A 1,278-nucleotide genomic window follows, 5' to 3' on the forward strand; every position below is an offset into this window, starting at 1 on the left:
GCCATGATGTCATCCGCACCCTGTTTCCTTATCACCTCACCGGTATGTTGCTACCAGAACTCACGCCAGGATTTTACAGGGTCGGTCTGCCGTTTTCTCATCAGTGTCTGCAAACTCAGTTAAACTATGGTGATTCCAGAAAAACGGGCAATTAGTTTGTTGCAAAAGCTTTGTTAATATTGAAATTTTCTGACCCTGTTAATAATCGCCAGATAATGCGTGTGAGCTTATTAGCCAATGCCACCGTCGCTTTCATTTTGCCTCTTCGCTCAATAAGATGTTTCATCCAGCTTCCCAGTGCATCATCGCGCTTCTGTGACCAGAACATGACTGACCGTGCTCCATGGATAATCAGCGTTCGGAGATCACGGTTTCCATTTTTAGTCATTGAGGACAGGTTGTTTTTTCCTCCCGAACTACGCTGCCTGGGTACAAGACCACACCAGGAAGAGAGTTGCCTGCCATTCGTAAACTGTTCTGCATTGACCTCACTTAGAAATGCAGCGGCAATGAGAGGTCCTACTCCCGGTATCGTCATCAGTACTTTGTATTTTGGGAGCTGTTGACATAAAGCCAAAATGTTGTGTTCCGTCGAACGGATGCGCTCATCAAGCAAATGAAGGTTTTCCAGTAACGAAAAAAGTAAACCGCGTAATACCGGGGAAATATCCAGCGCCGGATCTTCAATAAGTTCAGGCAATCGTTGTGACAGGATATGAATGCCCACAGGGAGTTCAATCCCCTGTTCAGCAGCCAGTGCCCGAGCTTGATTTGCCACCGCCGTGCGTTGTTCGACCATTAGCTGGCGGGCGCTGCGAAGTGCTTTAATATCCTGTTGCCCGACGGTTTTTATCGTCACAAAATGGATACCAGGGCGTAGCGCAGCCTCACAGATCGCCAGTGCGTCATTAGCATCATTTTTCTGATGACGGGTAAAAGCCTTAACATGTTGGGTTGGGATAAGGCGAACGAGAAGCCCGATTGACTTGAAGGTTCGTCCCCAGTAATGCGAAGTAGCGCAAGCTTCCATTGCAATCAACGTATTAGCTGGAAACTGGCGAAGGGTATCCAAAAGTTTATTTCTGGGAATTTTTCGATTGGATGCAACAGTTCCATCACTCATCCAGACACATACCTGAAAAACAGACTTAGCTAAATCGATCCCGACAACTTTTATCGAGTTCATGATGTTGTTCCTCTGCGAATAGACATTCAGCATAAGTGTGGCAGAACTTAGGCTGGGAAGGGGCGTCCATCACATCACCTCTGGTTAAGAGT

The 1,278-nt window shown here is 46.9% G+C and carries 1 protein-coding gene; it reads right to left on the bottom strand.

What is annotated here, in order from left to right; translation table 11 throughout:
* Window positions 1–151: 151 nt before the first annotated feature.
* Window positions 152–1,186, bottom strand: coding sequence for an IS110 family transposase (locus GVK32_RS28630; RefSeq protein WP_064549354.1), 1,035 nt, complete (start codon window positions 1,184–1,186; stop codon window positions 152–154).
* Between the last annotated feature and the right edge of the window lie 92 nt (window positions 1,187–1,278).

Origin of the sequence: Klebsiella sp. 18074 (assembly GCF_902705905.1) — a bacterium.
Lineage (GTDB): Bacteria > Pseudomonadota > Gammaproteobacteria > Enterobacterales > Enterobacteriaceae > Klebsiella > Klebsiella terrigena.

Excerpts from the sequence above, each read along its gene's own strand:
- GVK32_RS28630 (WP_064549354.1), bottom strand. The coding sequence starts at position 1,186 with ATGAACTCGATAAAAGTTGTCGGGATCGATTTAGCTAAGTCTGTTTTT.